This is a genomic window from Gordonia jacobaea (genome assembly GCF_965344965.1).
GTDB classification, from domain to species: Bacteria; Actinomycetota; Actinomycetes; order Mycobacteriales; family Mycobacteriaceae; genus Gordonia; species Gordonia jacobaea.
This window is the reverse complement of sequence record NZ_CBDRLS010000015.1, coordinates 1-523: the sequence shown is the minus strand read 5'-3', so window position 1 is coordinate 523 and position 523 is coordinate 1. Positions and strand designations below refer to the sequence as shown.

Sequence of the window (523 nt, the reverse complement as noted above, 5' to 3'; positions counted from 1 at the left end):
CGGCCCGGTGCGAGACGGTGACACCCTTCGGCCGACCCGTCGACCCCGACGTGAACAACGTATACAACGCCGCATCACCCGACAACGACCCCAACCGCTCACCATCAGACACCGCAGCCACCGACACATCCACCGACCCCGACGCATCCACCTCAACCACCCGCACACGATCACCAAGCCCCACCACCGCAGCAGGCACCACACCAGCAGCAACCACCACCACACCCACCCCAGCAGTACCCACCATGTACTCCACCCGCTCTAGCGGCGCCTGCGTATCCAACGGCACATACTGACCACCCGCAGCAACCACCGCATGAATAGCCACCACAAACTCCACCGACCGCTCCAACGACACCCCCACCGCCACCTCCGGCCCCACACCCACACCAATCAACTCACGCGCCAACACCGCCACCCGCGCACCAAACTCCGCATACGACACCACCCGACCCCCACACCACAACGCAGGCGCACCCGGCGACCGAACCACCTGCGCCGCAACAGCATCAGCAACCGTCTC

General features: G+C 65.6%; 1 protein-coding gene. It reads right to left on the bottom strand.

From position 1 onward, the window contains the following. Positions 1-445 (bottom strand): AMP-binding protein (locus ACRVY7_RS22580; RefSeq protein WP_431818714.1); only part of this gene is annotated, 445 nt, incomplete at its 3' end. Positions 446-523: the final 78 nt, after the last annotated feature.